The sequence below is a fragment of the Streptomyces syringium genome (assembly GCF_017876625.1).
GTDB lineage: Bacteria > Actinomycetota > Actinomycetes > Streptomycetales > Streptomycetaceae > Streptomyces > Streptomyces syringius.
On sequence record NZ_JAGIOH010000001.1, the window covers coordinates 5,819,952 to 5,846,788 of the forward strand.

General features: G+C 69.1%; 21 protein-coding genes. 15 read left to right on the forward strand and 6 right to left on the reverse strand.

Going from position 1 to position 26,837, the window contains the following annotated elements; translation table 11 throughout:
* Nucleotide 1: 1 nt before the first annotated feature.
* Both JO379_RS25955 and JO379_RS25960 read right to left on the reverse strand, forming a co-directional pair.
* Nucleotides 2–187 (reverse strand): Rmf/CrpP fold protein, encoded by a 186-nt coding sequence (locus JO379_RS25955; protein ID WP_165451687.1) that lies wholly within the window; start codon nt 185–187, stop codon nt 2–4.
* Between the two features lie 49 nt (nt 188–236).
* The gene (locus JO379_RS25960; RefSeq protein ID WP_130881730.1) at nt 237–1,766 is read right to left on the reverse strand and encodes a helix-turn-helix domain-containing protein; all 1,530 of its coding nucleotides are present in this window, start codon (nt 1,764–1,766) and stop codon (nt 237–239) included.
* A gap of 87 nt (nt 1,767–1,853) precedes the next feature.
* Between JO379_RS25960 and JO379_RS25965 the strand changes: the two genes are divergently transcribed.
* Both JO379_RS25965 and JO379_RS25970 read left to right on the forward strand, forming a co-directional pair.
* Nucleotides 1,854–2,858 (forward strand): SdpI family protein, encoded by a 1,005-nt coding sequence (locus JO379_RS25965; RefSeq protein WP_209517175.1) that lies wholly within the window; start codon nt 1,854–1,856, stop codon nt 2,856–2,858.
* Nucleotides 2,852–3,214: a GntR family transcriptional regulator gene (locus JO379_RS25970; RefSeq protein ID WP_209517177.1), complete on the forward strand. Its 363-nt coding sequence runs from the start codon at nt 2,852–2,854 to the stop codon at nt 3,212–3,214. Before JO379_RS25965 ends, JO379_RS25970 begins: the two co-directional genes overlap by 7 nt.
* Nucleotides 3,215–3,221: 7 nt before the next feature.
* On the opposite strand, the gene JO379_RS25975 is transcribed toward JO379_RS25970, so the two are convergent.
* Complete coding sequence (locus tag JO379_RS25975) at nt 3,222–3,776, reverse strand: Uma2 family endonuclease (protein ID WP_130881727.1); 555 nt, start codon at nt 3,774–3,776, stop codon at nt 3,222–3,224.
* Nucleotides 3,777–4,120: 344 nt separating this feature from the next.
* On the opposite strand from JO379_RS25975, the gene acnA reads away from it, so the two are divergent.
* From acnA to JO379_RS25995, 4 genes are all read left to right on the forward strand, one after another.
* The gene (gene acnA / locus JO379_RS25980; protein ID WP_130881726.1) at nt 4,121–6,835 is read left to right on the forward strand and encodes an aconitate hydratase AcnA; all 2,715 of its coding nucleotides are present in this window, start codon (nt 4,121–4,123) and stop codon (nt 6,833–6,835) included.
* A gap of 209 nt (nt 6,836–7,044) precedes the next feature.
* Nucleotides 7,045–7,323, forward strand: a complete 279-nt coding sequence (locus tag JO379_RS25985) for a hypothetical protein (protein ID WP_130881725.1) — start codon at nt 7,045–7,047, stop codon at nt 7,321–7,323.
* Between the two features lie 28 nt (nt 7,324–7,351).
* Nucleotides 7,352–7,684, forward strand: coding sequence for a hypothetical protein (locus tag JO379_RS25990; protein WP_130881724.1), 333 nt, complete (start codon nt 7,352–7,354; stop codon nt 7,682–7,684).
* A gap of 104 nt (nt 7,685–7,788) precedes the next feature.
* A complete protein-coding gene (locus JO379_RS25995) occupies nt 7,789–9,063 on the forward strand; it encodes a hypothetical protein (RefSeq protein ID WP_209517179.1) in 1,275 nt (424 codons plus the stop codon).
* 52 nt (nt 9,064–9,115) lie between these two features.
* Here the strand turns inward: JO379_RS25995 and JO379_RS26000 are convergent, their stop codons facing one another.
* Together JO379_RS26000 and JO379_RS26005 are read right to left on the reverse strand one after the other, a co-directional pair.
* On the reverse strand, nt 9,116–10,132 hold the full coding sequence (locus JO379_RS26000; RefSeq protein ID WP_209517181.1) for an FG-GAP-like repeat-containing protein: 1,017 nt from the start codon (nt 10,130–10,132) through the stop codon (nt 9,116–9,118).
* A 108-nt stretch (nt 10,133–10,240) separates the two neighbouring features.
* The gene (locus tag JO379_RS26005; protein WP_209517183.1) at nt 10,241–14,107 is read right to left on the reverse strand and encodes a GH92 family glycosyl hydrolase; all 3,867 of its coding nucleotides are present in this window, start codon (nt 14,105–14,107) and stop codon (nt 10,241–10,243) included.
* 400 nt (nt 14,108–14,507) lie between these two features.
* Here JO379_RS26005 and ngcE point away from each other — a divergent pair, with 400 nt between their 5' ends.
* The 3 genes from ngcE to JO379_RS26020 all read left to right on the forward strand — a co-directional run bounded on the left by ngcE (nt 14,508) and on the right by JO379_RS26020 (nt 17,934).
* On the forward strand, nt 14,508–15,941 hold the full coding sequence (gene ngcE, locus JO379_RS26010; protein WP_209517185.1) for an N-acetylglucosamine/diacetylchitobiose ABC transporter substrate-binding protein: 1,434 nt from the start codon (nt 14,508–14,510) through the stop codon (nt 15,939–15,941).
* A gap of 51 nt (nt 15,942–15,992) precedes the next feature.
* Nucleotides 15,993–16,910, forward strand: coding sequence for a carbohydrate ABC transporter permease (locus tag JO379_RS26015; protein ID WP_130881719.1), 918 nt, complete (start codon nt 15,993–15,995; stop codon nt 16,908–16,910).
* Between the two features lie 139 nt (nt 16,911–17,049).
* Nucleotides 17,050–17,934 (forward strand): carbohydrate ABC transporter permease, encoded by an 885-nt coding sequence (locus JO379_RS26020; protein WP_242626475.1) that lies wholly within the window; start codon nt 17,050–17,052, stop codon nt 17,932–17,934.
* A 76-nt stretch (nt 17,935–18,010) separates the two neighbouring features.
* On the opposite strand, the gene JO379_RS26025 is transcribed toward JO379_RS26020, so the two are convergent.
* Complete coding sequence (locus JO379_RS26025; RefSeq protein WP_130881718.1) at nt 18,011–18,412, reverse strand: ATP-binding protein; 402 nt, start codon at nt 18,410–18,412, stop codon at nt 18,011–18,013.
* 682 nt (nt 18,413–19,094) lie between these two features.
* On the opposite strand from JO379_RS26025, the gene JO379_RS26030 reads away from it, so the two are divergent.
* From JO379_RS26030 to dxs, 6 genes are all read left to right on the forward strand, one after another.
* The gene (locus JO379_RS26030) at nt 19,095–20,294 is read left to right on the forward strand and encodes an ROK family transcriptional regulator (protein ID WP_209517187.1); all 1,200 of its coding nucleotides are present in this window, start codon (nt 19,095–19,097) and stop codon (nt 20,292–20,294) included.
* A gap of 164 nt (nt 20,295–20,458) precedes the next feature.
* Nucleotides 20,459–21,568, forward strand: coding sequence for a substrate-binding domain-containing protein (locus JO379_RS26035; protein ID WP_165451686.1), 1,110 nt, complete (start codon nt 20,459–20,461; stop codon nt 21,566–21,568).
* Between the two features lie 85 nt (nt 21,569–21,653).
* Nucleotides 21,654–22,442 (forward strand): ATP-binding cassette domain-containing protein, encoded by a 789-nt coding sequence (locus JO379_RS26040; protein WP_130881716.1) that lies wholly within the window; start codon nt 21,654–21,656, stop codon nt 22,440–22,442.
* Nucleotides 22,439–23,749 (forward strand): sugar ABC transporter permease, encoded by a 1,311-nt coding sequence (locus tag JO379_RS26045; RefSeq protein WP_209517189.1) that lies wholly within the window; start codon nt 22,439–22,441, stop codon nt 23,747–23,749. The genes JO379_RS26040 and JO379_RS26045 overlap by 4 nt, the downstream gene beginning before the upstream one ends.
* Nucleotides 23,750–23,993: 244 nt before the next feature.
* Nucleotides 23,994–24,797 carry a TrmB family transcriptional regulator gene (locus tag JO379_RS26050; RefSeq protein ID WP_130881715.1) on the forward strand — a complete coding sequence of 268 codons (804 nt, stop codon included), beginning with the start codon at nt 23,994–23,996 and terminating at the stop codon, nt 24,795–24,797.
* Nucleotides 24,798–24,893: 96 nt separating this feature from the next.
* On the forward strand, nt 24,894–26,819 hold the full coding sequence (gene dxs, locus JO379_RS26055) for a 1-deoxy-D-xylulose-5-phosphate synthase (RefSeq protein ID WP_130881714.1): 1,926 nt from the start codon (nt 24,894–24,896) through the stop codon (nt 26,817–26,819).
* Nucleotides 26,820–26,837 lie beyond the last annotated feature (18 nt).

Sequence of the window (26,837 nt, forward strand, 5' to 3'; positions counted from 1 at the left end):
CTCAGCCCTCGCCCGCGCCGTCCTTCCCCTCGTCGCGGGCGGCGGCCCAGCCGCGCAGCCAGGCCGCCCGCCGCTGATCACCCGGCGGATACGGACAGTCGGCCACCTGCTCGCCCAACTCGAACGCCAGCCGCCCCTCCTTGAGCGCCACCACCAGCTCGGCCTTGATCACTGTCACGAGGGCCACCTACCTCTCCACCGACATCGGGTCCGTGGGATCAGTGTGACCCGTGGGATCAGATGTCGCGGAAGATCTCGATCTGCGCGCCGATCGAGTTGAGCCGCTCCGCCAGGTCCTCGTAACCCCGGTTGATCACATAGACATTGCGCAGCACCGACGTGCCCTCCGCGGCCATCATGGCCAGCAGGACGACCACGGCGGGCCGCAGGGCCGGCGGGCACATCATCTCGGCCGAGCGCCAGCGGGTCGGGCCCTCGACGAGGACGCGGTGCGGGTCGAGGAGCTTGACGTCGGCGCCGAGGCGGTTGAGGTCGGTGAGGTAGATGGCGCGGTTGTCGTAGACCCAGTCGTGGATGAGGCTCTGGCCCTGGGCGGTGGCGGCGATGGCCGCGAAGAACGGCACATTGTCGATGTTCAGGCCCGGGAAGGGCATCGGGTGGATCTTGTCGATCGGCGCCCGCAGCTTGGAGGGGCGCACCGTGAGGTCCAGCAGCCGGGTGCGGCCGTTGTCCGCCGGGTACTCCGGGCTGCGCTCGTGGTCGAGGCCCATCTCCTCCAGGACGGCCAGTTCGATCTCGAGGAACTCGATCGGCACACGGCGGATCGTCAGCTCCGACTCCGTCACGACGGCGGCGGCGAGCAGGCTCATCGCCTCGACCGGGTCCTCGGAGGGGGCGTAGTCGACGTCGCGGTCGATGGTGGCCACGCCGTGCACGGTGAGGGTCGTGGTGCCGATGCCCTCGACGCGCACGCCGAGCTCCTCCAGGAAGAAGCAGAGGTCCTGGACCATGTAGTTGGAGCTGGCGTTGCGGATGACGGTGACGCCCTCGTGGCGGGCGGCGGCCAGCAGGGCGTTCTCGGTGACGGTGTCGCCGCGCTCGGTCAGCACGATCGCCCGGGTGGGTGCGACCGAACGGTCGACCTGTGCGTGGTACGTGCCGTCGGTGGCCGTGATCTCCAGGCCGAAGTGGCGCAGGGCCGTCATGTGCGGCTGGACGGTCCGGGTGCCGAGGTCGCAGCCGCCGGCGTAGGGGATCTTGAAGTGGTCCATGCGGTGCAGCAGCGGACCGAGGAACATGATCACGCTGCGGGTGCGGCGGGCGGCCTCGGTGTCCATCGCGGCCAGGTCCAGCTCGGCGGGCGGCACGATCTCGAGGTCGTTGCCGTCGTTGATCCAGCGGGCCTTGACTCCGATGCTGCCGAGCACCTCGAGGATCCGGTAGACCTCCTCGATGCGGGCGACGCGGCGCAGCGTCGTACGGCCGGCGTTGAGGAGGGTCGCGCACAGCAGGGCCACGCAGGCGTTCTTGCTGGTCTTGACGTCGATGGCACCGGAGAGCCGGCGGCCGCCGACGACGCGCAGATGCATGGGCCCCGCGTAGCCGAGGGAGACGATCTCGCTGTCCAGCGCCTCACCGATACGGGCGATCATATCAAGGCTGATGTTCTGATTTCCCCGCTCGATGCGGTTGACCGCGCTCTGGCTGGTCCCGAGGGCATCGGCGAGCTGCGACTGCGTCCAGCCACGGTGCTGACGGGCGTCACGGATGAGCTTGCCGATACGGGCGAGGTAGGCGTCTGTCATGAGACAGACGGTATCTCAGATATGAGATCCCTTCCCCATTGATCATTGTTCTATTACTATGCAAACAACTGAAAGGGGGGCGTGCACATGACCCTGAACGCGCCCGTACGTCCTGCGGCGATCCGGCGCCGCCCGTTCGTCGTGGCGTCGCCCTATCTGCTCGGCGCCGCCGCGTTCCTCACGGTTTTCCTCAGCCGCCGGGACCGGCTGCCCGATCCCATGGCCACCCACTTCGCCGGCGCCGGCCGCGCCGACGGCTTCACCGCGCTCGGTGTCTTCCCCTATGCGGCTCTCGGCCTGCTGCTCGTGCCGGCAGCTCTTTTCGTCTGGTTCGCCCGGGCGGAGGGCGGCAGACACGCGAGCGGGCGGGCGCTCGTCGCCGTCGCCTACGGGGTCGCGGGGTTCACCGGCTTCCTGCTGACCGACCTCGTCGTCGCCAACGCACGGGCCGCCTCCGCCGAACAGGCCCGGCTCGGTGTCTGGCAGCTGGGCGCGGCCCTGGCTGTCGCCGCCGTCACCGCCGCTCTCGGACTGCTCCTGGCGGGCCGGAGCGCGCCGGCAGCGCCCGAGGCGGCCGACGGCCCGGGTGCCGCACCCCGGCTCGCCCTCCGGGAGGGGGAGAGCGTGACCTGGACGCGGACCGTCGGCTCCCGCGCCCTCTTCGCCTGCGGACCCGCGCTCCTCGCGCTGGGCGTGCCGGTCGCGCTCGTCGCGGGCTGGGGCCCGGCTCTCACCCTCCTGGCCCCCGGCGCGCTGCTGTCCGTCATGGCCGGCGCGCGCGTCACGGTCGACCGGCACGGGCTGACCGCCACCGCGCCCTGGCTGCCGTGGCCCCGGCTGCGCGTACCGCTCGCCCGCATCGAGGAGGCGACCACCCGTGACATCAACGCCCTGAAGGACATGGGCGGTTGGGGCTACCGCGTGCACCCGGGCCGCAGCGGGCTCGTGCTGCGCTCCGGCGACGCGATCGTGGCCCGGCTGACCACCGGAAGCGAGTTCGTGATCACCGTCGACGACGCGGCCACGGCCGCCGCACTGCTCAACGCGCTGGTCGCCCGCGACCGTGCGCACCACGGGGGGCTGACGTGCTGATCCGACTCGACCCCGCGTCCCCGCTGCCGCTCGGCGACCAGATCGCCGCCGCCGTCCGCGGAGCCATCGCCGACGGCGCCGTCCGCCCCGGCGAACGCCTCCCCGCCGCCCGCGCGCTCGCCGACTCCCTCGGCGTCAACGTCCACACCGTGCTCCGGGGCTACCAGCGCCTGCGCGAGGAGGACCTCATCGAGCTGCGCCGCGGCCGCGGGGCGGTGGTCACCGGCGGCGGCACCTCCCCGGGCCGCGCCCGCCTCGTCGAGGGCGTCCGCCACCTGATCGCGGAGGCCCGCACCCTCGGACTCTCCGACGAGGAGGTCCTGTCCCTGGTCAGGACGGGGCTGGCGGGGCGGTGAGGCGAAGTCAGAATTCCGAGGTGTCCAGGTCGAGGTCGAAGGGGGCGGGGAGGTGAAGGGGGGTACCGAAAGCGTGAGGTCCGTCCGACGTGGCGTAACCGAGGTCGCCCGGCTCGCTGAAGAGCGTGCAGGACTTCTCCTGGCGATCGACCAACAGGTAGAGGGGCGCCCCGTACTCGGCGTACCGGCGGCGTTTCGCCACTCGGACGGCGTCGCCGTCGGGGTCCGAGGTGATCTCGACGATCAGGAGCGTCTGGTCGGGCAGTAGGGCAGTGGCACCCTTCGCCAGGGCCCTGGGCGCGACCGCTAGGTCCGGGATATACCAGTTGCTGCTGCCGGGGAGATCCAGATCACCCGAACCCGAGACGCAGCCCAGTTCTGCGACCACGGGCGCGATCTGGTCGCGGATCCGGTCGGCTGCGGTGTCGTGCGCCCGTTGCGGACGCGTGAGTTCGATGAACCCTTCCACGATCTGCGGCCGCCCTCCCTCGTAATGCTGGATTGCGTACTTCAGCGCGGTTTCGGGGTCGTCGACTACGTAGGTAGGGGGCTGTGTGCTCATTGGTCGTTTCTATGGCAATAGGCGCCCGCCCAGAGCCTTTCTGCGCACTCTTCACTCGCACAGGTGAACGGGTCCACAGATCTCAAGAGCGCAGCTCCGGTGGTCGTCGACCAGCCCGAGTCGACCGGTCGCCCACAGGTGAGGGCCACGCACGGCCTATCAGGGCATGACCGTGCCGCAGCGATGTACTAGAGTTATCTCGACATCGAGATATCTGCCGAGAGGCGTACCGCTGCCGCGCCAGTAAGGCATGCCTAACTTAGGTTCACCTTAACGGATCGGCGTGGAGCTGTGACGGCAGGATGGCCGTGGTACGCGCGAATTCATGCATGAAGGAGACTGTCGTGTCGGCGAACAGCTTCGACGCCCGCAGCACGCTGCAGGTGGGCGACGAGTCGTACGAGATCTTCAAGCTGGACAAGGTCGAGGGCTCCGCCCGCCTGCCCTACAGCCTGAAGGTCCTGCTGGAGAACCTGCTCCGCACGGAGGACGGCGCGAACATCACCGCCGACCACATCCGGGCGCTGGGCAACTGGGACTCGCAGGCCCAGCCCAGCCAGGAGATCCAGTTCACGCCGGCCCGCGTGATCATGCAGGACTTCACCGGCGTGCCCTGCGTCGTCGACCTCGCCACCATGCGTGAGGCCGTCAAGGAGCTCGGCGGCGACCCGGCGAAGATCAACCCGCTGGCCCCGGCCGAGCTGGTCATCGACCACTCCGTCATCGCCGACAAGTTCGGCACGAAGGACGCCTTCGGCCAGAACGTCGAGCTGGAGTACGGCCGCAACAAGGAGCGCTACCAGTTCCTGCGCTGGGGCCAGACCGCCTTCGACGAGTTCAAGGTCGTCCCCCCGGGCACCGGCATCGTCCACCAGGTGAACATCGAGCACCTGGCCCGTACGGTCATGGTCCGCAACGGTCAGGCCTACCCCGACACCCTCGTCGGCACCGACTCGCACACCACCATGGTCAACGGCCTCGGCGTGCTGGGCTGGGGCGTCGGCGGCATCGAGGCCGAGGCCGCGATGCTGGGCCAGCCGGTCTCCATGCTCATCCCGCGCGTCGTCGGCTTCAAGCTGACCGGTGAGCTCCCCGCCGGCACCACCGCCACCGACCTGGTGCTCACGATCACCGAGATGCTGCGCAAGCACGGCGTCGTCGGCAAGTTCGTCGAGTTCTACGGCGAGGGTGTGGCGGCGACGAGCCTCGCCAACCGCGCCACCATCGGCAACATGTCGCCGGAGTTCGGCTCCACCGCCGCGATGTTCCCGATCGACGGCGAGACGCTGAAGTACCTCAAGCTCACCGGCCGCTCCGAGCAGCAGGTCGCGCTCGTCGAGGCGTACGCCAAGGAGCAGGGCCTCTGGCTGGACCCGGCCGCCGAGCCGGACTTCTCCGAGAAGCTCGAGCTGGACCTCTCCACGGTCGTCCCCTCGATCGCCGGCCCGAAGCGCCCGCAGGACCGCATCGTCCTGGCGAACGCCGCCGCGCAGTTCGCGCAGGACGTCCGCAACTACGTCGACACCGTCGACGAGGCGGGCAAGGAGTCCTTCCCGGCCTCCGACGCCCCGGCCATCTCCACCGGCGCCCCGTCGAAGCCGGTCACCGTGACCGCCCCCGACGGCTCGACGTACGAGATTGACCACGGCGCCGTCACCGTCGCCGCGATCACCTCCTGCACCAACACCTCGAACCCCTACGTCATGGTCGCCGCGGCGCTCGTGGCCAAGAAGGCGGTCGAGAAGGGCCTGACCCGCAAGCCGTGGGTCAAGACCACCCTCGCCCCGGGCTCGAAGGTCGTCACCGACTACTTCGACAAGGCGGGCCTGACCCCCTACCTCGACAAGGTCGGCTTCAACCTCGTCGGCTACGGCTGCACCACCTGCATCGGCAACTCCGGCCCGCTGCCGGAGGAGGTCTCCAAGGCCGTCAACGAGCACGACCTGGCCGTCACCTCGGTGCTCTCCGGCAACCGCAACTTCGAGGGCCGGATCAACCCCGACGTCAAGATGAACTACCTGGCGTCCCCGCCGCTGGTCGTCGCCTACGCCCTCGCCGGCTCCATGAAGGTGGACATCACCAAGGACGCCCTGGGCACCGACACCGACGGCAACCCGGTCTTCCTCAAGGACATCTGGCCGTCCGAGGCCGAGGTCAACGACGTCGTGGCCAACGCCATCGGCGAGGACATGTTCAACAAGTCCTACCAGGACGTCTTCGCGGGCGACGCCCAGTGGCAGGCGCTGCCGATCCCGACCGGCAACACCTTCGAGTGGGACACCGAGTCCACCTACGTCCGTAAGCCCCCCTACTTCGAGGGCATGACGATGGAGACCACCCCGGTCTCCGACATCGCCGGCGCCCGCGTCCTGGCGAAGCTGGGCGACTCGGTCACCACCGACCACATCTCCCCGGCCGGTGCCATCAAGGCCGACACCCCGGCCGGCAAGTACCTCACCGAGCACGGTGTCGAGCGTCGTGACTTCAACAGCTACGGCTCGCGCCGCGGCAACCACGAGGTCATGATCCGCGGTACGTTCGCCAACATCCGCCTGCGCAACCAGATCGCGCCGGGCACCGAGGGCGGCTTCACCCGCGACTTCACGAAGGAAGACGCCCCCGTCTCCTTCATCTACGACGCCTCGCGCAACTACATCGACCAGGGCATCCCGCTGGTCGTCCTGGCCGGCAAGGAGTACGGCTCCGGCTCGTCCCGCGACTGGGCCGCCAAGGGCACCGCGCTGCTCGGCGTCAAGGCCGTCATCGCCGAGTCCTACGAGCGCATCCACCGCTCGAACCTCATCGGCATGGGTGTCCTGCCCCTGCAGTTCCCCGAGGGCGCCTCGGCCGAGTCCCTGGGCCTGACGGGCGAGGAGACCTTCACCTTCACCGGTGTGACCGAGCTGAACAACGGCACCACGCCGCGCACGGTCAAGGTCACCACCGACACCGGTGTCGAGTTCGACGCGGTCGTCCGCATCGACACCCCCGGCGAGGCGGACTACTACCGCAACGGCGGCATCATGCAGTACGTGCTGCGCTCCCTGATCCGCAAGTAAGCGGTATCGACAGGGCGTTCACAGGGCCGCACCCCGTTCTACGGGGTGCGGCCCTTCGCCGTGTGTCAAAAGGTGTCTCTCCACTCGCACGGGGCATACCCCAACACGTCCGGGTGATCCGGGGATTGATGATGTGTACCGCATTCCTATGCGGGTTAGGCTCCCTGCCGTGACGACGCGAAGCCGTCGTTCCAGAGGGAGGGAAAGCAATGGGATCCGCCGTTACCTACGGGGAACTCGACCGGCTTTGCGGTGAGGAGCTTCCCCGGCGGATCGCGCTTTCGACTGTGCTGCCGGCAGGCGCCTCGGGCGCCGACCCGCCCGTGTTCCCGACACGGGTGGAAACGGACCACGGGACCACGGTGGCCTACGCCTGCCAGTACCGGCAGAACGCCGGCAGCCCACCCTTGCTCGTCGCGCTGGGACTGGCTTCCAGCGACCCCGGTTACAGCACCACGTGTATTCCTGCGGCCATTACCAGCCGCTGACCGCCGCTTTACGAGAAGGGGTACGGAAATGGAAAACGCCATCAGCTTCGAGGAACTCGACAACGTCACGGGCGAGGTGCTGCCCGAGCGGACCGTGATGGGCATCGTGGCCACACCTCTGAACTTCGGGGACCCGGGTGACGGGAGCGCCGGTGCCGGCGCCTCCAGCAGCAGCTCCGCGACGTCGTCGGGCGGCGGCGTGGTCTCCCACGCCCCGAGCGACCACGGCACCACGGCCCTGTCGTCCTGCCAGGCCGTGGACCGGCAGGGAACGCCGGGCCTGCTCGGCTCGCTCGGCCTGCCGTCCACCAACCCGACGACCAGCATGACCTGTATGCCCGCGGCGATCTCGAGCCACTGACCGGCTAGCCGTTCGGGTAATTCTTCGGGGAAGAGCCGGAGTCATCCGGCTCTTCCCCGTCCTTCGCAGGCCGTCCGCCGTCAGTCACGTCACGGAGAGCGCCCATGGCACTGTCGGAACCCGCGCTGCTGGCCGGCATGGAGCTGGTCGGCGAGTTCGAGGACTCCGGCTACCGCGAGCCGCCCCACCTCGTCTGCCGGCCCGACGGGCAGGTCGTCCGTCTGCCCACCCTGCTCTACCAGGTCGTCCGGGCGCTGAGCGCCCTGCCGGAGCGGCAGCGGACGGCGGCGGTGGCCGAGGAACTCAGCCGGGAGACGGGGCGGCAGTTCACCGCGGACCACGTCGCCTTCCTCATCGACAAGAAGCTCGCGCCGCTCGGCATCACCACCTACAGCGACGGTTCACCGCCGCCCCTCACGCCCAAGAGCGACCCGTTCCTCTCCTTCCGGTTCCGGGTGGCGGTGCTGCCGGAGCATGTCACCTGGTTTCTCTCCGGTCTCTTCGCCTGGCTGTTCCGCCCGCTGCTGGTGGTCGGTGCCCTCGCCGTGTTCGTGGCCGGCGAGGTATGGCTGTGGTCGACACAGGACGCCGGTGCCGCGCTGCGGACGGTGCTCTCCTCCCCGGCCGGCGTGCTGCTCGTCGTCCTCCTGGCCATCGCCTCGTGTGTGTTCCACGAAATGGGCCATGGCGCGGCGTGCCGCTACGGAGGTGCGCGGCCCGGCGCCATGGGATGCGGCATCTACGTCGTGTGGCCCGCCTTCTACACCGACATCACCAACTCCTATCGGCTGGGCCGCGCGGGCCGTATCCGGGCCGACCTGGGTGGTGTCTACTTCAACGCGCTCTTCGTCCTGGGCCTGCTCGCGCTGTACGCGGCGACCGGCAATCCGCTGCTCCTGGTGGCGATCCTTTCCGTCCACCTGGAAATGTTTCAGCAGCTGATTCCCACACTGCGGTTCGACGGCTATTACATCGTCGCGGACCTGACCGGCATTCCCGACCTCTTCAAGTACATCGGGCCCATTCTCAAGCGGGTCGTCCTCCGCCGACCGCACGACGAGCGGCTCCGCGCCCTCAAGCGATGGCCGCAGACTGTCGTCGCGGTATGGGTCGTGTTCCTGGTGCCCGCGCTCGTTCTTCAGCTGGGCGTGGTGCTCATGAATATGCCCCGACTGCTCGAAACCGACTGGCGGACCGTCAATTCCCTGGTGGAGAACGCCGGTACGTCCGGTAATCAGGTCCTCGGCATGGTCGCGGCGTGTATCCAGATCCTGTTGCTCACGCTGCCCGTCGTCGGACTGGTCCTGGTGTTCGCGCGACCGGTGCGGTCCCTCGGCCGTGTCATCCGGCGCCGGGTGAGCCGCCGCGCTCCCGCGTGAGGAAAGCAAAAGGGCCGCACCCCCGTCCGGGAGTGCGGCCCTCGTCTTCGGGTCAGAACATCAGGCGGTACTGGTTCCAGCCCGAGTTGCCGATCTTCACGCGGGCCTTGAAGGGCGAGGACGCCTTGCCCGTGCCCTTGTAGAGCCACAGGGCGCCGTCGCGGTCGCGGGCGATCAGGTCGCTGCGGCCGTCGAGGTCCACGTCACCGGTGCCGAGCAGCTTGCTGAACTGGTTCCAGCCGGCACCGATCTTCGTGCGCGCGGCGAACGGCTTGGTGGAGTCGCCGGTGCCCTTGTAGAGCCACAGCACACCGTCCTTGTCGCGGGCGACGATGTCGGCCTTGCCGTCACCGGTCAGGTCGCCCCGGCCCGCGATCTGGGAGAACTGGCCCCAGCCGGGACCGACCTTCTTACGGCCCGACAGCGAACCGTCGGCGGAGGCGAGGTAGAGCCACAGCACACCGGAGCGGTCGCGGACGAGGATGTCCGACTGCTTCGACCCGCCGAGGTTGCCCGGGGTGAACAGCTGGTCGTACTGCGCCCAGTCGGTCGCGATCCGGCGGCCGTCGCTGCCGGCGCTGGCGTAGTAGATGTTGCTGTCGGGACCGCGCAGGTACAGGCCGTCGGGCATGCCGTCGGCGTTGTGGTCGACCCGGACACCCGTGTTGATGTCCTGCCAGCCGCCGTCCATGCGCTGGCGGGGCGTCAGCCCGCCTTTTCCGTCGGGCCAGTAGGCGTAGATGTCGCCGGAGCCGTTGACGGCCGAGACGGGGAAGAAGGGGGCCGCCGCCGTGGGGCCGCTCGGGCGGAGCGCGCGCGGCGCCGCCAGGCCCGGGGCGGTGGTCCTGGCGTCCGCCGTGGGGGCGCCCCTGACGGCGCTCCGGGCCTCGGCCCAGCGCTTGACGCCGTCCTGGGCCGAGTGCTGCGCCGCGCGCTGCGCGGGCGAGGCGGCCGGCGAGCTGTCGGCCAGGGCGGTTCCGGCGGTGGTGCCGACCAGAGCGGCGGCTATCGCCGCGGTCGCGAGGCGGCTCAGGGCGCGCCCGCGGAAGCGGCCGGGAAGGTGGGCCACGTAGGTCTCCAGAAGAAATCAGACTCAATCAGACAAAGAAAGGTGGCGTGTCTGTTTTGACACGCCACCAGACGAAACCGATCGTTTCACACTTTCTTTACCTGTCAATCACTTTGTCGGCACCCCCAGCAGCTCCACCTCGGCCAGCCTGACCTCGCCGTTCGCGCTCTCCAGGCGGTAGTGGCCGTACCGGCCGGGAGCCCGGACGGAGAAGACCCGGGTCTGCCGGTCCCAGGCGAAGGACTCGCCCGCGCGCCGGTCGACCGTGCTCCATTCCGCACCGTCCACCGACCCCTTGAGCACCCAGCCGTCCGGCGCCTTCGCCCGGTCGGCCGAGGTCAGCGTGTAGGAGGTCACCCGGGACCCGGCGGGCACCCGCAGGGAGGCGGTGGTGAAGGACTTGTCCGTGGCGGAGGTGTCGTCCGTCAGCGCCGAACCGTTCGACGTGATCAGATCGGCCGGGGGAGTGGGCACCCGGTCGTCGCGGCTGATGGAGGCCGGGCCCGCGCCCTTGCCGCTGCCCCATGGGGAGGGCTTCGGCCCCATCGTGAACTCCAGCGTCGCCCCGTCCGCGAGCACGGAGTGCGGGATCGCGGTGGAGTTCCATGCCTTGCCGTCGACCCGCAGGCCCTGGACGTAGACATCGCGGGCACTGTTGCCCGGGGCCTTCACCACCAGGTCGCGGCCGTTCTCCAGATGGACCGTGGCCTTGGTGAAGAGCGGTGAGCCGACCGCGTACTCCCCGGCGCCCATCACCAGAGGGTAGAAGCCGAGCGCGCTGAAGACGTACCAGGCCGACATCTCGCCGTTGTCCTCGTCGCCCGGGTAGCCCTGGCCGATCTCGCTGCCGAGATAGAGCCGGGACAGGGCCTCGCGGACCTTGGCCTGTGCCTTCCACGGCTGCCCCGCCGCGTCGTAGGTGTAGGCGATGTGGTGCGAGACCTGGTTGCTGTGGCCGTACATGCCCATGCGGACGTCCCGGGCCTCGGTCATCTCGTGGATGACGCCGCCGTAGGAGCCGGCGAACTCCGGCGACCCCGTCTCGGGCGTGGCGAAGTAGGTGTCCAGCTTCTTCGCCAGACCGCGCCGGCCGCCGTAGAGGGCGGCCAGGCCCCTGGTGTCCTGCGGGGCGGTGAAGGCGAAGTTCCAGCCGTTGGTCTCGGTGTAGTCGTGGCCCCAGACGCGCGGGTCGTAGTCGTCGGGCGACAGCCGCCAGGCGCCGCTCGCGTCCTTGCCCTGGAAGAAGCCGACGTCGGCGTCGAAGAGCTTCACGTAGTTCTGGGCCCGGCCCAGGAAGTAGGCGGCCTCCTCCTTGTAGCGGGCCCGGTGGGTCCTGGCATAGAGCGCCTCGCCCATCTTCGCGAGCCCGAAGTCGTTGAGATAGCCCTCCAGCGCCCAGGACACTCCCTCGCGGGTCTTGGTGCTCGTGTAGCCGAGGAAGACGGAGGTGTTCATGCCCTTGCGGCCGACCCCGGGGTGGGTGGGCGCCACCGTCGCGTTCTTGAGCGCGGCCTCGTACGCCGCCTCGGCGTCGAGACCGACGCCCTTGACGTAGGCGTCGGCGAAGGCGACGTCCGAGCTGGTGCCGGTCATCAGGTCGGCGTAGCCGGGGGAGGACCAGCGGGAGGTCCAGCCGCCGTCCTTGTACTGCTGGACGAACCCGTCGGCCAGCTTCGCGGCGGTCTTGGGCGTCAGCAGGGAGTAGGCGGGCCAGGTGGTGCGGTAGGTGTCCCAGAAGCCGTTGTTGACGTACACCTCGCCGTCGACGATCTTCGCGCCGGTGCGGGTCGGGGTGTTCTCGCCGGCCGGCGGGGAGAAGGGGCTGGCGTAGCGGGGCCGCGGCCGGGCCTTGGTGCCGGTGTTCTCGAAGCCGGAGTTGGGATACAGGTAGAGCCGGTAGAGGTTGGAGTAGAGCGTGGTGAGCTGGTCGTGGCTCGCGCCCTCGACCTCCACGCGGCCGAGGATCGCCTCCCAGGCGGCGCGGGCGCGGTCGCGGACCCCGGTGAAGGAGGAACCCGCCGGGATCTCCTGTTCGAGGTTGGCCTTCGCCTGGTCGACGCCGATCAGGGACGTGGCCAGGCGCAGCGTCACAGTCTTGTTCTTGCCCGGCCGGAAGCGCAGATAGCCGGTGACATCGCCGCCCGCGCCGCCGCGGGGGCGGCCGCTCGCGGTCACGGGCGCGTCGAAGACGCCGTAGACGAAGAGCCGCCCGGCGCCGGTGGACAGCCCGCTCCTGACGTCGGAGTAGCCGGTGATGACGCCACGGTCGGGATCGAGCGTCAGACCGCCCTGGTTGGTGACGTTGTCAAGGATGACGCCGGCGTTCTCCCCCGGAAAGGTGAACCGCATCATCGCGGCGTGGTCGCTGGGGGTGATCTCGGTCTTGAGACCGTTGTCGAAGGTGACGCCGTAATAGTGCGGTCTGGCCGTCTCGTTGGCGTGCCGGAAGGGCAGGGCGCGGGCCGTGCGGGAGGCGTCGGGGATCCCGGCGGCGGTCGAGGGCATCACCTGGAAGGTCTGCCGGTCACCCATCCACGGGCTCGGCTCGTGGCTGGCGCTGAAGGCCTGGATGGTGGGGCGGTTGTCGGCGTTGTTGGTGGCGGCGTACTGGTAGAGCCAGGTCATGGAGCCCGCGTTGGTCACCGGGGTCCAGAAATTGAAGCCATGGGGTACGGCGGTGGCCGGAAAAGTGTTGCCCCGCGAGAAATTCGAGCTGGAATGAGTGCCGCGCGTGGTGACGGCGTAGTCCGCCAGATGGGCCTGTGGTTTCTCGGCCGGTGCGGGCGCGAGCGAGATGTCGTCCACCCAGCCGCGGAATTTGGCGGGCCCCACCGGCGAGTCGTACGCGACGAGTACCCGGTCGACGGTCTTGCCCGCGGCGACCGTGCCGATCAGCGCGGTCTTGTTGTTCCACTGGTTGACGTACAGCGTCTTGGAATCGGCCTGGCCCCGCGGGGTCAGCCGCGCGCCGTGCTGGTCGACGGCGCCGAGATCGCTGAGATAGGTGCCGTCGGTGAAGGCGAGGTCGATCGAGACGTGTGTGGCGGGATAGCGGGCATCCGCCTCGGGCATCGAGGGAAAGACCTTGTACGCCAAACGGGTCCTCGGCGTCACCCTGGTGTGGACGTCGAAGACCTTGTTGTACGAATATCCGCGGCCGGTCGCCTGGTGGGTGCCGCCGTAGCGCAGGGCCTGGGTGCCCGTGAAGCCGACGTTGGCCTTCGCGGTGGGGGAGCCCGTGGGGCCGCGGTCGGTGTGGCTGCGCATGTCGGAGGCGGGGGGAGTGCCCGGGTCCGCCGTCGCGATCTGCACCTCGGCCAGTTGGGTGACCGCGTCTCCGCCGTTGCGGGCTATGTCCAGCCGGTAGTGCCGGTAGGAGACGGTGCCGCCGAAGGAGAACTCCCGGGTCTGGTGCCGCCTTTCGAAGACCTGGCCCTCGCGGACGTCCAGGACGGTCCAGTGCGACGCGTCGTCGGAGCCCTTGAGCGTCCAGTCCCGGGGGTCCCGGCCGGGCGCGTCATTGGCGGAGGTCAGTGCGTAGCGCACGGCCTTGACCGGTTCGGACAGCGTGAATTCCAGCCAGGCGGCCCTGTCGAAGGTGAGCCATTTGGTGGCGCTCTCGCCGTCGACGAGATTCTCCTTGACCTCTCCCGCCTCGGCGTTCTCACCGCTGGCCCGGACGCCGGTCACCTTGTCGGTGGCATTGCCGGGGATCCCGGTGGTGTCGTTGCCGTCGACCCCGGCGGACCTCTTCCGGCCACCCGGGCCCGTCTCGACGGTATTGCGCCAATCGGGCTGCGGTTCGCCCTTCTCGAAGGAGGAAACGAACGCGTCGTCAGGAGCCTTGCCCCGAACGGCGGAAGCGCTTTCGGCCCACCCTTGGGTGCCCTGAGCGGTCGTCAGCAGTACGGTGGCCACGAGGAGGGCGGTGGGACGGGCACAGCTACGCCATCGGTGTCTGAATCTCTGTCGCATCTCATGCCTCTCGACGAAACTGACAACGTTGTCGCTCGAGTCGCGCAGAGTTAAGTAGGGCGTGAGACACCAGTGGTGTCAAGGGTTTTGGGGTTGGTGTCGGCGTATGTCGGCGAGGTCTCAACTCGGGAAAGACTGGTCGTCAAAGCTGCTTTCGATCTTGCCCAGTTGATGGGGAGTGGACTATACCTGTCGGCGTCCGAGGCGACGGTACGGCGCCGCGGCGGACCCGGGAGGCAGCGGCGGGCGACCCAGCCGTGGGAACATCACCGACCCGGACGCACACCCAGCACACACCAAGCTTCAACTGACCCGCGGTGTCGGGCCCTTCGTCGATGGCGAGTTCGCAAGGGAAAGACCGGTACACCGCCTGAGTCCTGGAGAAGGCGAGGACTTGAGCATGGGATCCACCTCGGAATTCGGCCGACGCGATCTGATCAAACGAGCGGCGGCCATCGGTCTGATCGCGGTGCCGTCGATGAGCGTGCTGAGCGCCTGCGCGAGCGGCGGCGACAGTGGCGACTCCAACCAGGTCGACAAGGGCGAGAAGAGCGCCACCAACCCGCTCGCCATCAATGAGGGCGCGCCGCTCGACGTCGTCATCTTCGACGGCGGCTTCGGCCAGCAGTACGCGAAGGACGCCGAGGCGGAATACGGCAAGGCCTTCCCCGGCAGCAAGGTGAGCCACTCCGCCACCCAGAAGATCCAGTCCACGCTCCAGCCGCGTTTCAACGGCGGCACCCCGCCGGACCTCATCGACAATTCCGGCGCCGAGCAGATGGACATGGGCACCCTCGTCGGAAAGAAGCAGCTCACCGACCTGAACGCCCTCCTCGACGCGCCCTCCGTCGACGACCCCAAGAAGAAGGTGCGCGACACGCTGCGCCCGGGCGTCGTGGAGATGGGCCAGTTCGACGGCCGGGAGACCTGGATCCTCTATTACGCCTACACGGTCTACGGCGTCTGGTACTCGAAGACCAATCTGCGCAAGCTCGACGCGCAGTACCCCGAGACCTGGGACGAGATGCTCGCGGTCTGCGAGAAGGCGAAGAAGAAGGGCATCGCCGGCTGGACGTACGCGGGCAAGCACCCGTACTACCTGCCGTTCAGCCTCTACCCCTTCATCGCCAAGATCGGCGGCAGGGAGGTCCTCGACAAGATCGACAACCTGGAGCCGAACGCCTGGAAGGACCCGGCCGTCAAGTCCGCCTTCGAGGCGTACTACGAGCTGTACAAGAAGGGCTACATCCTCAAGGGCACCCCGGGGCTGACCCACATCGAGTCGCAGACCGCCTGGAACGAGGGCAAGGCGCTGTTCCTCCCGAACGGCTCCTGGGTGGAGAACGAGTCGAAGAAGACCACCCCGAAGGACTTCCAGATGGCCGTCGGGGCCCCCTCCAGCCTCGACAAGAGCGACAAGATGCCCTTCGGGACGATCTGGGCCTCCGGCGGCGAGCCCTTCATCGTGCCGAAGAACGCGAAGAACCCGCGCGGCGGCATGGAACTGCTCCGCATCATGCTGAGCAAGAAGTCCTCGCAGAACTTCATCAAGCAGGTCTCCTCGCTCACCTCCCTCAACGGCGGCACCGAGGGCCTGAGCCTGCCGCCCGGTCTGGCGTCCTCGCAGGAGGCGCTCACGAAGGCCGGCCAGAACGTCGTCAACCCGCGGATCCAGGACTGGTACGTCGCCCTCCAGAAGGAGAAGATCGGCGTGGCGGCGATCGGCGAGCTGATGGCCGGCCGGGCCACCCCCGACGAGGCGATCGCCAAGATCCAGCGGTTCGCCGACGACACCGCCAAGGACGCCTCCGTCAAGAAGTACCGGCACAAGTGAGCTCGCGTCACCAGCGGCGGCACCCGCGGGAAGAGATCGGGGTCGAAAGTCATGCAGCACGGTAAGTACCGCTTCATCGCCGGATTCCTGGCCCTGCCGCTGGCGATCTACGGTGTCTTCGTCATCTCGCCGTTCGTCCAGGCCATCTACTACTCCTTCACGGACTGGACGGGTCTCAGTCCCGACTTCGAGATGGTCGGCTTCCAGAACTACCAGCGGCTCTGGGACGACGAGGTCTTCTGGAAATCGGTGGGGCACAACGTCCTGCTGCTGCTGGTGCTCCCGCTGGTGACGCTCGGGCTCGGGCTGTTCTTCGCGTTCATGCTCAATGTCGGCGGCCGGCGCCGGAAGAACGCGGCGATCGCCGGAGTCCGCGGCTCGAGCGTCTACAAGGTCGTCTACTTCTTCCCGCAGGTGCTCTCGATCGCGATCGTCGCACTGTTGTTCCAGTTCGCGTACAACCCCAACAGCGGCGCGCTCAATTCCTTCCTCCAGGCCATCGGCCTGGACTCCGTGCAGCCGGACTGGCTCGGCGACCCGCAGCTCGCGCTGTGGTGCGTCATGGCGGTCATGATCTGGTGCAACGTCGGCTTCTACGTCGTCCTGTTCTCGGCGGGCATGAGCTCCATCCCGAAGGACTTCTACGAGGCGGCGCTGCTGGACGGCGCCAACCGCGTCCAGACGTTCTTCCGGATCACCCTGCCGCTGCTGTGGGACACGGTCCAGACCGGCTGGGTCTACATGGGCATCATGGCGCTGGACGCCTTCGCGGTCATCCAGATCATGACCGTGGGGCCGGGCGGCCCGGACTATTCCACCGAGGTCCTGGCCTACTACCTCTATACGAAGGCCTTCCGCGACGGACAGGCGGGATACGCCACCACGCTCGGCGTGGCGCTGCTCATCGTCACCATGATCTTCGCGGGCATCGTCATGAAGCTCGGCCGGCGCGAGCGGCTGGAGTACTGATGGCCCTCCGGGCGGCCACGCGGCCGCAGCCGACCCCCCGCCCCACCGCCGAACCGGGAGTAGCACCGTGACCGCGCAAGCCGAGCCCTCGGACCTCCCCGACCTCCCGGAGGCCACCACGGCGGACACCGTGCCCGGTGTGCCGTCGCAGCGCGGCGGGCCGGCCGTCGACTCGCCGGGCGGGCGGCTCGGCAGCGAGGGCAGGGTCCTCAACGTCTTCTCGCACGGCGTGCTGCTCCTGTGGGGCCTGATGGTCACCCTGCCGCTGCTGTGGGCGGTGATGAGCGCCTTCAAGACCGACAAGGAGATCTTCACCTCGCCGTGGGCACTGCCGACGAGCCTGCACTTCGACGCCTGGGGCCGCGCCTGGTCCCAGGCGCACATGAGCCAGTACTTCCTCAACTCGGTGATCGTCGTGGCCGGTTCGCTCTTCGGCACGATGCTGCTGGGCTCGATGGCGGCCTATGTGCTGGCCCGCTTCGACTTCCCCGGCAACCGCTTCGTCTACTTCCTGTTCGTGGGCGGGATGAGCTTCCCCATCATCCTGGCGCTGGTGCCGCTGTTCTTCGTCATGAAGAACATGCAGCTGCTCAACACCTACCCCGGACTGATCCTCGTCTACATCGCCTATTCGCTGCCGTTCACGATCTTCTTCCTGAGCGGGTTCTTCAAAACGCTGCCCAGTTCGGTGGCCGAGGCGGCGATGATCGACGGGGCCTCGCACACCCGGACCTTCTTCCAGGTGATGCTGCCCATGGCCAAGCCGGGCCTGATCAGCGTCGGCATCTTCAACTTCCTCGGCCAGTGGAACCAGTACCTGCTGCCCACCGTGCTCAATGTCGGAGACGAGGACAAGAAGCTCCTCCCCCAGGGGCTGGTCGCCCTCGCCGTCAGCCAGGGCTACAAGGGCGACTGGTCGGGGCTCTTCGCGGGCCTGGTGATCGCCATGCTCCCGGTCCTCGCCGCCTACATCGTCTTCCAGCGCCAGGTCCAGGCCGGACTGACGGCGGGCGCGCTCAAGTAGTGGTCGGGCCCGCCGGGCGACGGCGCGGCCGCACGCGCAGGAAGGCGGCCCCCACCGGGCCGCCTCCGGCGTCCGGTCAGCACAGCGTGAACCAGACCGCCTTGCCCCGGCCGTGGGCCGCCGGATAGACGCCCCACGCCGTGGCGCAGGCGTCGATGAGGGTCAGGCCCCGCCCCGACTCGTCGTCGCAGCCGGCGCTGCGCCGGGCGGGCGCCTCGGGGCTGCTGTCGTGCACATCGACCCGCAGGGTCCGGGAGCGGCAGCTGAGGTCGACGGTCACCGGTGAGTTGGCGTGCACCACGCCGTTGGTGACCAGCTCCGTCGCCAGCAGGCAGGCGGTGTCGGCGAGGTCGAGCCGCCCGTGCCGTTGCAGTGCGAGCTGGAGCGAGCTGCGGATGAGACTGATCATCCAGGGCTGCGCCGGGATCCGGAGTGTGTACCACCAGTCGGCGGTGGCCAGTTGGGGGTCCTCGCACATGTGCTGGGCTCCGTTCGTTCTATGGCTTGGACGGTGGCTGCGCGTGCATCGAATCGGTTGGCGTGCGTCGCCAATGCCGCAGAAGGCCCCAACTATCCGACAGTTGAACCCCGTCGCGGAGCTGCGCGAAGCCGGGGGAGCGGAGGTTATGTCGGGCGAACATGCCGCAGAAGCGCTTGAGTGCGGACAAGCCAAGATCAGTCGGATTGGACCCCGAGGGAACCGGATTCGCCCATTCGGGCTACCCGGGCTACGCAAAGCGTATGGGGTGACTATCGGGAGGTCGGCGGGGTGCCGGTCGCTCCGGCCGGGCGGGGTCTGCTTCCGGCGCCGAGCCGTGGCGGTGACCCGGGCGCCACTGCGGCGTCCTCCGTGACGGGCTTCACACCATCGCTTCGGGTGATCGAAGACGGGGTCCGGAGCGCGGGCACCGCGCGGCGGGGGCGGCCCGGACGGCCTGCCATGGGCCCGGCGGGCCGGGCCCTCGCGGCCCTGCGGCCGCCTGTGGATCCGTACGATGTGGGCTCGATGTGGGCTCAAGTGGAGTCAAGGCCTTGACGGGATCTCACCCAGGCGGCTCAGCTTAGAGTTCACATGTTGTACGAAGAGCCGGACTCCACTGCTGTGGTCCGGCCGAGGGCGCGGCGGTCGTGCCGGGCCCGCGAGGCGGGAGTGAATGGGCGTGGAGACTCCGGGGTCGCAGTCGTCGCTGCACCGGGCCAACCTGGAGCGGGTCGTGCGCGCGGTGCGCATGGCGGGCTCGCTCACCCAGGCGGAGATCGCCCGGTCCACAGGGCTGTCGGCCGCCACGGTCTCCAATATCGTCCGGGAGCTGAAGGACGGCGGGACCGTCGACGTCACCCCCACGTCCTCCGGCGGGCGCCGGGCCCGCAGCGTGTCGCTGTCCGGGGACGCCGGCATCGTCGTCGGTGTCGACTTCGGGCACACCCATCTGCACGTCGCCATCGGCAACCTCGCCCATCGGGTGCTGGCCGAGGAGGCCGAGCCGCTGGATGTCGACGCCTCCGCCGCCCAGGGCCTCGACCGGGCGGAAGCGCTGGTCAAGAGGCTGATCGTGGCGGCGGGCATCAGCCCGGAAAAGATCGTCGGGGTGGGTCTCGGTGTGCCGGGCCCGATCGACGTGGAGTCCGGGGTGCTGGGCTCGACGGCGATCCTGCCGGGCTGGGCGGGCACCAACCCGCGCGACGACCTCGCCGCCCGGCTCGGCGTGCCCGTGTACGTCGACAACGACGCCAACCTCGGCGCGCTCGGCGAGCTGGTCTGGGGCTCCGGCCGCGGAGCGGCGGACCTCGCGTACATCAAGGTCGCCAGCGGTGTCGGCGCCGGCCTGGTGATCAATGGGCAGATCTACCGGGGCCCGGGCGGCACGGCGGGCGAAATCGGGCACATCACCCTGGACGAGTCGGGGCCGGTCTGCCGGTGCGGCAACCGCGGCTGTCTGGAAACGTTCACCGCTGCCCGGTATGTCCTGCCGTTGCTCCATTCGGCCCACGGTACCGATCTGACCGTGGCGCGGATGGTGCAGCTCGCCCAGGAGGGCGACCCGGGCTGCCGACGGGTGATCGCGGATGTCGGCCGGCATATCGGCAGCGGTGTGGCGAACCTGTGCAATCTGCTCAATCCCCGCCGAGTGGTGCTCGGCGGGGACCTCGCGGAGTCGGGCGAGCTGATCCTCGGGCCGATCCGCGAATCCGTCTCCCGGTACGCGATCCCCAGCGCAGCACGGCAGTTGGAGGTCGTACCGGGCGCGCTGGGCGGCCGGGCCGAGGTGCTGGGCGCCATCGCGCTCGTCCTGAATGAAATGGGTGATTCGACGCTGTTGGACGAGAGCGTCCCGACGGACGCGCCCGCGCCTGCCTGACGGTCGTCACCGTTTCCCCGGCACGGTTCTTGAGTTCACACAGATAACGAATGGCATCGTTGCCATCTCGTTAAGGATTTACTTCTTGACGGTGCCTTGGTGGCCGAGTTGACTTCCAGCCACCTCGGCCGCAACGACGCGGCCTCGTCAGGGAGGTTTCTTCAGTGAACACGCATCTGCGTCGTGCCGCCGTCACCGTGGCCGCTGTTTCGATGGCCGCCGGACTCGCCGCCTGTGGCAGCGCCAAGGAATCGGGCAAGGGCAGCGGTGAGAAGAAGGACAAGACCGGGCCGCTCACCATCGGCCTCCTGCTGCCGGAGAACCAGACCGCGCGCTACGAGCGGTTCGACCACCCGCTGATCGAGAAGAAGATCAAGGAATTGGCGGGCCCGGACACCAAGGTTCTCTACGAGAACGCCAAGCAGGACGCCTCCGTCCAGCAGCAGCAGGTCGACACGATGATCACCAAGAAGGTCGACGCGCTGATCGTCGACGCGGTGGACGCGAAGTCGATAGCGGTTTCGGTGAAGAAGGCGAACGACAAGGGCATCCCCGTCGTCGCGTACGACCGCTTGGCCGAGGGCCCGATCAAGGCGTACACCTCCGTCGACAACGAGCGCGTCGGCAAGATCCAGGGCGAGTCCCTGCTGAAGGAGCTGGGCGACGACGCCGGCAAGGGCGAGATCGTCATGATGAACGGCTCCGTCACCGACCCGAACGCCAAGATGTACAAGGACGGCGCCCACTCCGTCCTCGACGGCAAGGTCAAGGTCGGCAAGGAGTACGACACCAAGGAGTGGAAGCCGGAGAACGCCAACGAGAACATGAAGGGCGCCATCTCCTCGCTCGGCAAGGACAAGATCGTCGGCGTGTACTCCGCCAACGACGGCATGGCCGGCGGCATCATCACCGCACTCAAGAGCGCCGGATTCGACAAGCTCCCGCCCGTCACCGGCCAGGACGCCGAGCTTTCCGCCATTCAGCGGATTCTCGCCGACGAGCAGTTCATGAGCGTCTACAAGCCGTACAAGCCCGAGGCCGACGCCGCCGCCGAAATGGCCGTCGCCCTCGCGCAGGGCAAGAAGCTCGACTCGATCGCCAAGTCCACCGTCGACAGCGGCACCGAGAAGAAGATCCCCTCGATCATCGTCACCCCCTTCGCACTGACCAAGGGCGACATCGGGAAGTACGTCGGCAAGGAGGGCTTCTTCAATCTGGACGAGATCTGCACCGCCAAGTACAAGGCGCAGTGCGACAAGGCCGGACTGAAGTAACCACAGCCCCGTTTTCTCCTTTCCCCGTTCCCCCTTCCCTTTCTCCCCTTGTCCCCACTCCCCGCCCGGTCAGGCGGCGAAGGAGATGATGCACGTGTCCGCTACGCCCGTGCTGGCGTTGCGCGGGATCTCCAAGCGGTTCGGTGCCGTCCAGGCGCTCACCGACGTAGAGCTCGAGATCCATCCCGGTGAGGTGGTCGCCCTGGTCGGCGACAACGGCGCCGGCAAGTCCACCCTCGTCAAGACGATCGCCGGAGCCGGCCCCGCCGACGAAGGCGTCATCGAATGGGAGGGCAGGCCCGTCACCGTCGACCGGCCGCACGCCGCCCAGGAGCTGGGCATCGCGACCGTCTACCAGGACCTCGCGCTCTGCGACAACCTCGATGTCGTCGGCAATCTCTTCCTCGGCCGCGAGATCGTGCGCGCCGGGGTGCTGGACGAGGTCGAGATGGAGCGCCGCGCCCGGGAGCTGCTCTCCACCCTCTCCATCCGGATCCCCAGTGTCCGGATCCCCATCGCCTCGCTCTCCGGCGGGCAGCGGCAGACCGTCGCCATCGCCCGCTCGCTGCTCGGCGAGCCCAAGGTCGTCATCCTCGACGAGCCCACCGCCGCGCTGGGCGTCGAGCAGACCGCGCAGGTCCTCGACCTGGTCGAGCGGCTGCGCGAGCGCGGCCTCGGGGTCATCCTCATCAGCCACAACATGGCCGACGTCAAGGCCGTGGCCGACCGGGTCGCGGTCCTCCGCCTCGGCCGCAACAACGGCACCTTCGATGTGCGGGCCACCTCGCAGGAAGAGATCATCTCCGCCATCACCGGCGCCACGGACAACGCCGTGACCCGCCGCAAGGCGCGCACCGCGGAGGGCGAGAAGTGAGTACGAACCTGTCCAAGTCCGACAGCACGGGGAAGACCCCCGAGGACGCCCGTCCCCAGGACGCGCAGCCGGCCGCCGAGGGCGCCGTGACCGCCGTGGACCCGCGACTGCTGGTCCGCGAGGAGGGCTTCGCCGGCTACTGGAGCGAGTTCCGCCGCAAGATGCGCAGCGGCGAGCTGGGCTCGCTGCCCGTGGTGGTCGGCCTGGTCATCATCGGCCTCGTCTTCCAGCTCCAGGACTCGGCGTTCCTCGGCGCGGAGAACCTCTCCAACCTCTTCGTCACCGCCGCGGGCACCGGCCTGATCGCGGTCGGCATCGTCTACGTGCTGATCCTCGGCGAGATCGACCTGTCGGTGGGCTCGGTGAGCGGACTGGCCGCCGCGGTCTTCGCCGTCCTCAACGTCAGCAACGGCATGCCCGAGTGGCTCGCACTGCTCCTCGCGCTCCTCTCGGGCACCCTGGTCGGGGCGCTGCACGGGTTCTTCTTCGCCCGGATCGGCGTGCCCGCGTTCGTGGTGACACTGGCCGGTCTGCTGGGCTGGAACGGCCTGATGCTGGAGGTCCTCGGCTCCAACGGCACCATCAACCTGGACGACTCCGGGCTGGTCGCGGGGCTGACCAACCACTACTTCAGCGACATCGCCGCCGGCTACGGGCTGGCGACGCTGAGCGTGGCCGCCTTCTTCACGCTGTCCTTCCGGGACGCGCGGCGACGCGCGGCGGCGGGCGTCCCCAGCCGTCCGCTCAGTGAGATCGTGCTGCGGACGGCCGCCATCGCGGTGCCCGCGTACGTGGTGGCCTGGCTGTTCAACGAGTACAAGGGCCTGCCGCTGGCCGTGGTGATCTTCCTCGGAGTCGTCGTCGCGCTCGACTTCGTGCTGCGCCGCACCCCGTACGGGCGGAAGGTCTTCGCCCTGGGCGGCAGCGTGGAGGCGGCCCGCCGCGCGGGCATCAACGTCTCCGCGATCCGGATCTCGGTCTTCGCGCTCTCGGGCACGATGGCGGCGCTGGGCGGCATGTTCCTCGCCTCGCAGATCAACGCGGCGAACCAGTCCTCCGGCGCGGGCAGTCTGCTGATGAACGCCATCGCGGCGGCCGTCATCGGCGGCACCAGCCTCTTCGGCGGCCGGGGCAAGACCTGGTCGGCGCTGCTTGGTGTGCTGGTGATCCAGTCGATCGCCTCGGGGATGGCGCTGCTGGGCATCGCCTCCGCCATCCAGTACATGATCACGGGCGCGGTGCTGCTGGCCGCCGTCGTGATCGACTCGGTCTCCCGCAAGACCCAGAAGACGGCCGGCCGGGCGTAGGCCTGTCCGGCCGGTCGGTTCTCGACTGCGGGGTGTCCTGCCGACGGCGGGGCGTCTCGCCGCCTGCGGGCCGCTTTGCCGCCTGCGGCGGCGGGCGCCCTGCGGGCGCGTCCTCAAACGCCGGACGGGCTGGATTTGGCTGAGCGCAGCCGACCAGCCCGTCCGGCGTTTGGCCCGTGCGCCCCGCTCTCCCCACCCGTGTGGCCGGTCCGGCGGGTGATCACGGGCGTATAGCGTGTCTGCCATGGAGCCGGAGGAAGGATCGGTGGCCGACCTCGTCGCACTCGGGCTGTCCCGCTATGAGGCACGCGTCTACCACGCCCTGGTCAGACGCGAGTCCTACACGGCGGCCCAGGTGGCCCGCGAGGCACGGGTGCCCCGTCAGCGGATCTACGACGTGCTGGACGGGCTCGTCCGCGGCGGTCTCGCGGCTGCCCATGGCGGCCGGGTCACGACGTTCTCCGCGATGGCCCCGGCGCAGGCCCTCTCCCGGCTGCTGAGCCGCCGCAGGGAGGCTCTGGAGGACCTGGAGCGGGTCTCGGCCGGGCTGGCGGCGGCCCTGCTTCCGCTGTGGACCGACGGCCGCTCGCACACCGACCCGCTGGACTACATCGAGGTGCTCCGCGAGCCCGGCGCGATCGTCGACCGGTTCGCCGACATCCAGGCGCGGGCCACCGGTGAACTCCTCACCTTCTGCCGGCCGCCCTTCGTCGCACCTCCCGCGACCGCCGTCGTCACCCGGGCCGCCCGCCGGATCACCCGCGACGGCGGCACCGTGCGCGCCGTCTACACGCACGACGCGCTGGCGGACCCGGAGGTCCGGGAGAAGGTCCGGCTGTTCGGCAGGGCCGGGCAGGAGGGCCGGGTCACCGACGCGCTGCCGCTCAAGCTCGTCGTCGCCGACGCGGCGCACGTCCTGTGCGACCTGCCCGATCCCGTGGCCGGCAGCGGCTCCACCACCGCCCTCTCCATCGAACACCCCGCGCTCGCGTCCTGCCTCAGACTGGCCTTCCAGACGGTATGGGACCGTGCTACGCCGATTGCGTGACATACGTCGCATCACCCGTTCACCGGCACCGCGAGCGGAACATTAGACTCGACAGACCGGCAAAGCTCGACAGCTCGAACGCTTAAGGAGGCACGGGTGGCGCTGCTATCCCGCATCAGGGGACCGCGCGATCTGGACCGGCTGAGCCCGGAGCAGCTCGATCAGCTGGCCGCGGAGATCCGGTCCTTCCTCGTGGACGCGGTCTCCAAGACCGGTGGACACCTCGGACCCAACCTCGGCGTGGTCGAGCTGACGATCGCCCTGCACCGGGTGTTCGAGTCGCCCACGGACAAGGTCCTGTGGGACACCGGGCACCAGAGCTACGTCCACAAGCTGCTCACGGGCCGCCAGGACTTCTCGAAGCTCAAGATGAAGGGCGGCCTGTCCGGCTACCCCGCGCAGGCCGAGTCCGACCACGACGTGATCGAGAACAGTCACGCCTCCACCGTCCTGGGCTGGGCGGACGGCCTCGCCAAGGCCAATGAGGTCCTGAAGAAGGACGACCACGTGGTGGCCGTCATCGGTGACGGCGCGCTCACCGGCGGCATGGCCTGGGAGGCGCTGAACAACATCGCCGCCGCCAAGGACCGCCCCCTCGTCATCGTCGTCAACGACAACGAGCGCTCCTACGCGCCCACCATCGGCGGCCTCGCCAACCACCTGGCCACCCTGCGCACCACCGACGGCTACGAGCGCTTCCTGGCCCGCGGCAAGGACCTGCTGGAGCGCACCCCGGTCCTCGGCAAGCCGCTGTACGAGACGCTGCACGGCGCCAAGAAGGGCCTCAAGGACTTCATCGCCCCGCAGGGCATGTTCGAGGACCTCGGCCTGAAGTACGTCGGTCCGATCGACGGCCATGACATCGAGGCCCTGGAGTCCGCGCTGCAGCGCGCCAAGCGCTTCGGCGGTCCGGTCATCGTCCACTGCCTCACCGAGAAGGGCCGCGGCTACCAGCCGGCCCTCGCCGACGAGGCCGACCGCTTCCACGCCGTCGGCAAGATCCACCCGGACACCGGCCTGCCGATCGCCTCCTCCGGCGCCGACTGGACCTCCGTCTTCGGCGAGGAGATGGTCAAGCTCGGCCACGAGCGGGAGGACATCGTCGCGATCACCGCGGCCATGCTCCAGCCCGTGGGCCTGGACAAGTTCGCCAAGGCCTTCCCCGACCGCGTCTACGACGTCGGGATCGCCGAGCAGCACGCGGCGACCTCGGCGGCCGGGCTGGCGACGGGCGGGCTGCACCCGGTCTTCGCGGTGTACGCCACCTTCCTCAACCGCGCCTTCGACCAGGTGCTGATGGACGTGGCCCTGCACAAGTGCGGAGTGACGTTCGTGCTGGACCGGGCCGGGATCACCGGCACCGACGGCGCCTCGCACAACGGCATGTGGGACATGTCGATCCTTCAGGTCGTGCCGAGCCTGCGGATCGCCGCCCCGCGCGACGCCGACCAGGTCCGCGCCCAGCTGCGGGAGGCCGTCGAGGTCAAGGACGCCCCGACCGTCGTGCGCTACTCCAAGGGCGCGGTCGGCCCGGCGGTCAAGGCCGTCGGCCGGGTCGGCGGCATGGACGTCCTCCGTGAGCCGGCCGAGGGCACGGAGCGTCCCGACGTCCTCCTCGTCTCCGTCGGCGCGCTCGCGCCGATGTGCCTGGAGATCGCCGACCTGCTCGACAAGCAGGGCATCTCGACGACGGTCGTCGACCCCCGCTGGGTCAAGCCGGTCGACGAGGCACTGCCGGCGCTGGCCGCGCGGCACCGTGTCGTCGTCACCGTCGAGGACAACAGCCGGGTGGGCGGCGTCGGCTCGGCCGTCGCCCAGGCGCTGCGCGACGCGGGCGTCGACCTCCCGCTGCGCGACTTCGGCATCCCGCCGCGCTTCCTCGACCACGCCTCCCGCAAGGAGGTCATGGCCGAGATCGGGCTGACCGCCCCGGACATCGCCCGCCAGGTCACCGGCCTCGTCTCCAAGATCGACGGCCGTTTCGAGGAGCCGACCGACTCCATCGGGGTCGTGAACGGCTGACCAGCGGATTTCCGCTGG

Coding starts and splice junctions, on each gene's coding strand:
- JO379_RS25960 (WP_130881730.1), bottom strand. CDS start 1,766: ATGACAGACGCCTACCTCGCCCGTATCGGCAAGCTCATCCGTGACGCC.
- JO379_RS25965 (WP_209517175.1), top strand. CDS start 1,854: ATGACCCTGAACGCGCCCGTACGTCCTGCGGCGATCCGGCGCCGCCCG.
- JO379_RS25975 (WP_130881727.1), bottom strand. CDS start 3,776: ATGAGCACACAGCCCCCTACCTACGTAGTCGACGACCCCGAAACCGCG.
- JO379_RS25985 (WP_130881725.1), top strand. CDS start 7,045: ATGGGATCCGCCGTTACCTACGGGGAACTCGACCGGCTTTGCGGTGAG.
- JO379_RS25990 (WP_130881724.1), top strand. CDS start 7,352: ATGGAAAACGCCATCAGCTTCGAGGAACTCGACAACGTCACGGGCGAG.
- JO379_RS25995 (WP_209517179.1), top strand. CDS start 7,789: ATGGCACTGTCGGAACCCGCGCTGCTGGCCGGCATGGAGCTGGTCGGC.
- JO379_RS26005 (WP_209517183.1), bottom strand. CDS start 14,107: ATGCGACAGAGATTCAGACACCGATGGCGTAGCTGTGCCCGTCCCACC.
- ngcE (WP_209517185.1), top strand. CDS start 14,508: ATGGGATCCACCTCGGAATTCGGCCGACGCGATCTGATCAAACGAGCG.
- JO379_RS26015 (WP_130881719.1), top strand. CDS start 15,993: ATGCAGCACGGTAAGTACCGCTTCATCGCCGGATTCCTGGCCCTGCCG.
- JO379_RS26025 (WP_130881718.1), bottom strand. CDS start 18,412: ATGTGCGAGGACCCCCAACTGGCCACCGCCGACTGGTGGTACACACTC.
- JO379_RS26040 (WP_130881716.1), top strand. CDS start 21,654: ATGATGCACGTGTCCGCTACGCCCGTGCTGGCGTTGCGCGGGATCTCC.
- JO379_RS26050 (WP_130881715.1), top strand. CDS start 23,994: ATGGAGCCGGAGGAAGGATCGGTGGCCGACCTCGTCGCACTCGGGCTG.